Consider the following 6,998-nt stretch of genomic DNA (forward strand, 5'->3'; position numbering starts at 1 on the left):
GGTTTACTATAACAATTATCGATATCAATGGAACTTAAAAAAGATGACCCCTATCCAATATAGGAATCATCTTCAAGTAGCTTAATCTCTTTTTTCATAGTGTCCTTGACACGGGTGCCAGTTTATTGTCTTAATGTTTTAGTGAAATAAATGTTAAATGATAAAGGGAGAAATGTATGTTAAGAATTAAACTGGATAGAGTTACAGTTTTCACTCCCTCTAGTCTCACATTAAAAGGAAATTATATCAAAAAATCTCGAACTTATTCGTTGGTTGGAAAGACTTAAAAATAAGTGTATTGAGGATTTTCTCTTTCCAGAGGAAGTTTTGAGGGATTAGGAGGACAACCTTTAAATTTGATTATTCATGAATAACTGGCGAAGTCTAGATATGACACTTTCTCTCCTCCAAATACGTAGCTGAGTGTTGGGCGAATCAAAAGACTCGTATGACAGTTTTCTGTGTCATTACAGTAGATATGCAGATTCACTTTGAGTATTCTTGCGACAAATAGTGCACCTAAAAATAACGGACTGTCTATATTACGACTGTAACCCTAATTCTTGTATTACGAATTAGACCAATAAAGTGAAATGAACTATCATTCTAATAGGATGTTAATGATTAGTTTACGGCAATTACTAAGAGTCGAGAAAAACTTGGCACACACAATTGTGTATTAATGTTTGCAATTTTTTATAATTCTTGATATTATAAATTTGAAAAAAAATATATAAGTAATAAAGACGGAAGCACCGTCAATTTATCGTAATTTGGATTACGATAAATTGACGGTGCTTTTTTTTTTGAAAGGAGAAGGCAATGAACTTTAAAAAAAACACCCCTAAATTCAGCAAAAGCCAATCTAAATTGTCAAGAGGGCTATTACGTGATGTAGCAAAAGGACATACAAGACTTTCCAAACCTGCTATTGACTTCATCGCTTTCCTGACTCAATTTGTGGATTTTGACGGTAGAATAAACATGGATCTTGATATAGCAAGAAGAGAATTAAACCTAGATCGTCGTGTGTTTAATCGTGTTCTTTCTGAATTAAAAACCGCTACAGTCAATGGGAAAAATCTATTAATTTATGAAAGTGGGCATTTTATGTCTAATTTTCATACTTCTTCAAATGGTGAAACTACATATCAAAAATACATCCCGGTTATCTTATCAGATGAAGTTCGGAACTTAACAAAAAAACAAACATTATTATTCTATTATATTTTAACTTGCAATGTTCGTAATCAAAGTACAAAAATTGCAATTGAAAATCTATATAAAAACGAATTGCACGACGAAGAATTCGGTATGTGGATTTACGATGATTATAAAAGCGTTGCCGAAGATTTATTTAAGCTATTCGATAAAAACTTAATTGAGCTACGAATTCCTAAGGGTTTTTTTGGCTTTGAGGATTTAAATAATATGGATCCTAAATACAAAGATCGCTTTCATGAAGTATGTGAATATGTTGATGATAAGAAAAAGAGAACCAGCCCTAAGAAAAAACAGAAACATAAAATCGGACTAAAAATTAATACAAAACTATTCAATCAACAAGTAATCAAAAATAAATCAAGCGAAATGGAAATTCGATTATTAGCAGAGAGATATCACATGTATCATGAGGAAATGCAAGAAAAAACTATCAATACCATGATTGATTGGAAAAATGGATTAATCGAAAAATTTGGTGAAGAAGGTTTAGTAATTTATCGTAAAACTCTAGAAAAGTATTTTGAAGAAAAGCATGAGTATATCATTTATTATGATCTACATGATAATGCTGTTAATTACTTTGTTGATTTCTATTTATTAGAAGAAATCAAGAATGTAATTGTTAAGAAAGCGCGCGCTGAAATAAAATCTGCACAAAAGAACAACCTTTCGAATTTTGTGGGTTATTTCACAAAAAATTCCAGTGATGAACATAAGATTCTTATCGACCAAGACATCCGAAAATTATATGAAGAAGGAGCTAATCAAAAAACATTTAATGAGCTTTCCAAAGATATTGAACTCCTATATAAAGAACACGAAAATGTAGTAAAACAAGCATTTATAAAAGAATGTGAAAACCAAGAATTTATTCCATCTTACGATCAGTTTAAAAAAATTAATATTCGCGAATATATTAATGGACTAGCAAATGACAAACTTCTTTCTAAGAATAAATACCTTGATGAGAGGGCAGATGAGCTTAAGGAAATTGTAAGTTTTTTCAAAAAGAAAAAACGTCCTTCACACAAATTAAATATGGAAAAACAAAAGGCATCCGGAGAAAACGTAGAGCTTCTCAGAACCAATTGGTTAGAAAATGACCGGTTTGATGCGTAAGCTGTTGTCTGTCTATTTTTAAAAAATAGCAAGATAACGGCTTATTCGTGCTGGTTTTTTATTTTGAATAAAATATGTACTTTTTTAAAATTGTCATAACCTCCCTAATATACAACTAAATTACATCAAATTATAAATCAGCTAATAGCTGGTTTATTTTTTTTGCCAAAAAATTCCTGTTTTTTCTTGAAAAAAACAATTATAGAAGTTATTAAAAATTTAAACAAAATAATTGTTTATTATAAAAAGGTACATTCTATTAACGATGCCCCATTCCGAATTTAATGAAGCTCAATCTAGTTTCTGAACATATTCGTTCTATCTGAAATTTCATTTAAAAATGCTAGAACAGTTGTTATTACTTGGTTCAAAGCAACTCATGTAAGATGAATTCAAATTTTCAATGTGTTTTGTTATAGGTTTTGTTATTTGACCTGTTATTTTTCCTGTAATAGCATTTGTAATATAATTTGAACAAGTAAAATTTTCTGCACTACCAGTTTCTATCTGTTTAGCTTTTTCGCTATAATAAGATTTGACAATTAGTTATAAATAAAAAATCAGGAGCACCGGTACAAAAAATAGTCAATAATAGACTAATGTGTGCAGGTGTTTCTTTTTTTATTAGGAGTTGTTTAAAATTTGAAGCGAAATCAACGATTATTACCTAAAAGAGATTATGCTCGCTTTTACGAAGCTGAATATACATGCCTTTTGGTAATGTTAATCAGCCTGATGTTTTTTCAAGAACCATTAGATTTTGCTATAAAAATTGTTCATTTAGGAATATTACTACTATATATATTAGTCCACGCAAAGGTGAAATAAAAGTTAGAAGCGGAAAGGGTAACAAAGAGCGAATAATTCCATTAAATAAGGAAGTAAGAAGAGCGATTACAAAGTATCTTGAGGAGCGATATGACAGCCACATAGCGTTGTTTATATCAAATAGAGGTGAACGTATCAGTGTAAGAAGTGTACAACACAAGGTCAATAAATATGGTTTCAACGTGCATGCATTAAGACATACGTTTATAACTGGACTGGTCAGAAGTGGACAAGATATAAGTGTGATTCAGTCAATGAGTGGACATAGTTCAGCGGATATGGTTTTACGTTATTCAGCACCAACTGAGGAAGATAAACAGAATGCAGTTGAGGATATATGGTCATCGTTATGATGACCATATATTTTTTAGGGGGGATAGTTTACAGAAAATAGTTGTTGGTTCAAGTTTTACAAAAGCAGAGTACATAAAGAAACTAAAGCTATTACAAATATATTTGTTGTTATCGACTCATTTTAAATCGTCCAGATAAAGATACAGAATTTTTCTAAAAATGTTACATATTATGATAAACTACTTATAGGTAATGTAAAAATATGCTAAAATTTAGATTTAATAATAAAATTACTAGAGGTGATAAAATGACTATTGATTGGACTGTAGTTTTAACTCATATAATTTCTCTTCTTATCGGTGGAACAAGTGGATATTTTTTAAAATCTGAGGTGAATAAAAAGGTTAATAAGACTGGGGATAAAAATAGCCCTATCTTTTCTAACACTGGAGATGTTAAAGCAAATGATTTTGGTGATAAAAATTGATTGGAGGGAAAAATAGTACAGCTGGTCCCAATAGCCCTATATTTGCGAATCAGGGCGATGTCTATCAACAAGTACTGCATCTTAAAAGTGAAACAATAAATCCCTATAACTTAAAAAAGGTAATTGAATTTTTAGAGAATGAATTACAAGAAGATATACCATCTAACCAATTAATTCAAGATGATGAAGATTTGAAAAGGATAAACATTGTTAATAAAAATTATATTAACAACTTAGAACAGGAAGGGTCTACTGACTATTTCGATATTATTATTGAAAGCAGCATTTATTTTAAAAGCATAAAAGATGTCTTATCTAATCCACGTAATAATAAATTAAGAAAATCATATAACAATATAAAGAAAACAATTAACAATAAAATTCCAGACATTAAAAGAAGAAAAGAGTACTTTAGTGAAGTATTAAATGAAATAATAGATAGGTTTTTTAATTCTAACGATGAAACAATAATGGAAAACGAAGAACTAGTAAGTGTGATTGTTCATTTTATGTATTTTATTTGTCATGTAGGTGATAACGATGCTAAAACCTGATAAATTTACTGATTTAAACAGAAGTTTACTTTACACTGTAGCTTTACTAATTAAAGAGTTTAAAGAAAATGAAAATAAATGCAGCTACGGTGAACTATATACTGCAATAGAAAAACAAATTGGAGAAGATGTTTTATATTTGTTCTTACCTGCAATAGACTTCTTGTTTTTATTAGGAAAATTAGATTATGATTTAAAAACAGATGTCTTGGAGATGAGAATATGAAATTATCAAGGCTTTATAGTAATGACTCAAGGTTTAAGGATATAAAATTTAAAGATGGTCTTAATGTAATATTTGCCCATGTCCATGATGAAAATAGTAATGATCCACACAATCTTGGAAAAAGTGCTTTAGTATATCTTATAGACTTCATGCTATTGAAGGAAGTTAAAAAAGGTAATTATTTTTATAATAAGAAGTCAGTGTTTAAAGATCATACTTTTTATTTAGAAATAGAACTTAATAGTGGAAAATATTTAACCATTAGGCGGTCATTTAGTGCGATTACTAGAGTCGATATTAAAATAATGAATTACTCAACCCACTTAATAGATTGTGAAGAGTGGGATTATTCGAACATAGTTCTAAATACTACTAGTAACAACACAATTCCTGCCACAACTATCCTTAATGATAATTTGAACTTTGACGTACTGAAATCGTATGACTATAGAAAATTAGTAGGATATTTTATAAGAACCCAAAATGATTACAGTGATGTATTTCAGCTTAAAAAATTTGCGAATTCTACAGATGATGTTTGGAAACCTTTTGTATTTAAATTGCTGGGATTTGATAATCAGCTACTTATAGATAGGTACAATAACAATAGTGAGATAGAGAAACTTAAAACCAAAATAAAAGGGTTAGAAGGCTACTATAATGTATCGGATATTGACAGAATTAACGGTCAGATAGATATATTAAATAGAGAAAAACAGATATTAGAAAATGATCTTGATTCTTTTAATTTTTATCTTAACGAGAAGGAAATAAGTCAAGATTTAGTAAAAAAGATTGAGAACAAATCAATAAAATTACATAAGGAAGCATATGACATTAGAACAGATATTGAACTGATAGAAACATCTCTACAAACTCACGAATATTTTGACTTTGATTCTATTAAGGACCTTTTTGAAGAAGTAAAAATATACCTTGGGGACCAGTTAGAAAAGTCTTATAAAGATTTGGTGGATTTTAATAAATCTCTGGTAAAGGACAGAAAGGTTCATTTAACCAGACTTCAAAAAGAAAAAAAGTCAAAATTAAGGGCTATTGATAAGGAATTAAAGGAAATTGGAGAACAGCGTTCACAGATGTTAAATGTACTTCAAGATGATGATGTTGTGCAAAAGTATAAGTTGTTAAGGTCTAAATTAATAGAAAAAGAAAGAAGTATTCAAAGTTTAGAATCGCAAAAGGATTTTATTTTACAAACAAGATCAGATATAAAAGAGTTAAATGAAAAAAGAAAAATACTTGACAAAATTAATCAAGATATAGAATCTCAAATTGAAAACGGAAATCAAAAATTAAATGATATTAGGTTTTTATTTAAATCTTACTTTGAGCAAATTACAGGTAAAAATGGAATAATTGACATATCAACAAATACTACATCAAATGTTGAATTTAATGCAGGAATAATAACTGATAAAGGCGATATAACGCATGAGGATGAAGGCTTTTCATATAGAAAAATTCTGTGCATCTGTTTTGATTTAGCTATTATGAGCTTCTACTCTAAAAGAAGTTTCTTTAAGTTTCTCTATCATGATGGTCCTTTTGAAGCTCTACATGAGAATCGTAAAGATTCTTATCTTGATTTTATTAGTGAATACTGTAACAAGAATGAAGTGCAGTATATTATAAGTGTAATTGATTCAGATGTGTCTAAAGATAAATTTAATAACAAGGATATTGTTTGCGAATTACAACAAGATGATGATGGAAGTGGGGCATTATTTGGATTTAAGTATTGAAAAGAGTTTATTGAAACCAACAGCTTAATAAATTATAAGTGAACAAGTTAATGAATCAGTATTTGTCAAATGAAAAGGAAGCCCCCTTGGTTGGACATATTATCTAGATAATTCTTTATGTCCATCTAAGGGTTTATTTTTAATAATCTAAATAAAAGTGCATTGATGATTTGGTGGTTGCTATTCTCTGAAAGGAACTCGATCAAATAATAGGGATCTTTCACGGAATTGGATTGAAGTATAAGGACTAGCCAATTCGTGCTAAAATTTAAACTGACAAGAATTTAATATGAGGGGTAATAACTATGTCAGATAATATGAATGAATTATGGAATGAGGTTCTCAAAAAGTTTAGTAATGATATATCTAAACCAAGTGATTACGGCCACGTGATTTTACCACCCTTGCCATGTTTTTTACCAGACTTCGCCATGAAATTTACCACACAACGCCAACACACTTACCAATCATCATAAAAGCCCTACAGTTTACTAGTTTTATAA

Annotated in this window: 7 protein-coding genes; all 7 read left to right on the forward strand. The window is 29.4% G+C overall.

The annotated features are described in order from the left end of the window. The coding region (locus tag FCI53_RS20740; protein ID WP_138419539.1) for an IS3 family transposase at nt 1-85 on the forward strand (85 nt) is incomplete at its 5' end. Nucleotides 86-822: 737 nt separating this feature from the next. Beyond that, nucleotides 823-2,343 carry a hypothetical protein gene (locus FCI53_RS20745; RefSeq protein WP_138420898.1) on the forward strand — a complete coding sequence of 507 codons (1,521 nt, stop codon included), beginning with the start codon at nt 823-825 and terminating at the stop codon, nt 2,341-2,343. Nucleotides 2,344-3,050: 707 nt separating this feature from the next. Then, nucleotides 3,051-3,524 carry a tyrosine-type recombinase/integrase gene (locus FCI53_RS20750; RefSeq protein ID WP_138420899.1) on the forward strand — a complete coding sequence of 158 codons (474 nt, stop codon included), beginning with the start codon at nt 3,051-3,053 and terminating at the stop codon, nt 3,522-3,524. Nucleotides 3,525-3,772: 248 nt separating this feature from the next. After that, nucleotides 3,773-3,952 carry a hypothetical protein gene (locus tag FCI53_RS20755; protein WP_138420900.1) on the forward strand — a complete coding sequence of 60 codons (180 nt, stop codon included), beginning with the start codon at nt 3,773-3,775 and terminating at the stop codon, nt 3,950-3,952. Further along, a complete protein-coding gene (locus FCI53_RS20760) occupies nt 3,949-4,506 on the forward strand; it encodes an ABC-three component system protein (RefSeq protein WP_138420901.1) in 558 nt (185 codons plus the stop codon). Before FCI53_RS20755 ends, FCI53_RS20760 begins: the two co-directional genes overlap by 4 nt. After that, nucleotides 4,493-4,732 carry an ABC-three component system middle component 8 gene (locus tag FCI53_RS20765; protein ID WP_138420902.1) on the forward strand — a complete coding sequence of 80 codons (240 nt, stop codon included), beginning with the start codon at nt 4,493-4,495 and terminating at the stop codon, nt 4,730-4,732. The genes FCI53_RS20760 and FCI53_RS20765 overlap by 14 nt, the downstream gene beginning before the upstream one ends. Then, nucleotides 4,729-6,495, forward strand: a complete 1,767-nt coding sequence (locus tag FCI53_RS20770; protein WP_138420903.1) for a DUF2326 domain-containing protein — start codon at nt 4,729-4,731, stop codon at nt 6,493-6,495. The genes FCI53_RS20765 and FCI53_RS20770 overlap by 4 nt, the downstream gene beginning before the upstream one ends. Nucleotides 6,496-6,998 lie beyond the last annotated feature (503 nt).

It is taken from the genome of Aquibacillus sediminis (assembly GCF_005870085.1).
Lineage (GTDB): Bacteria > Bacillota > Bacilli > Bacillales > Amphibacillaceae > Aquibacillus_E > Aquibacillus_E sediminis.

Bases quoted from the DNA above. Each gene is read 5' to 3' on its own strand.
- FCI53_RS20750 (WP_138420899.1), top strand. From the start codon at position 3,051: ATGCCTTTTGGTAATGTTAATCAGCCTGATGTTTTTTCAAGAACCATT.
- FCI53_RS20755 (WP_138420900.1), top strand. From the start codon at position 3,773: ATGACTATTGATTGGACTGTAGTTTTAACTCATATAATTTCTCTTCTT.
- FCI53_RS20745 (WP_138420898.1), top strand. From the start codon at position 823: ATGAACTTTAAAAAAAACACCCCTAAATTCAGCAAAAGCCAATCTAAA.
- FCI53_RS20770 (WP_138420903.1), top strand. From the start codon at position 4,729: ATGAAATTATCAAGGCTTTATAGTAATGACTCAAGGTTTAAGGATATA.
- FCI53_RS20765 (WP_138420902.1), top strand. From the start codon at position 4,493: ATGCTAAAACCTGATAAATTTACTGATTTAAACAGAAGTTTACTTTAC.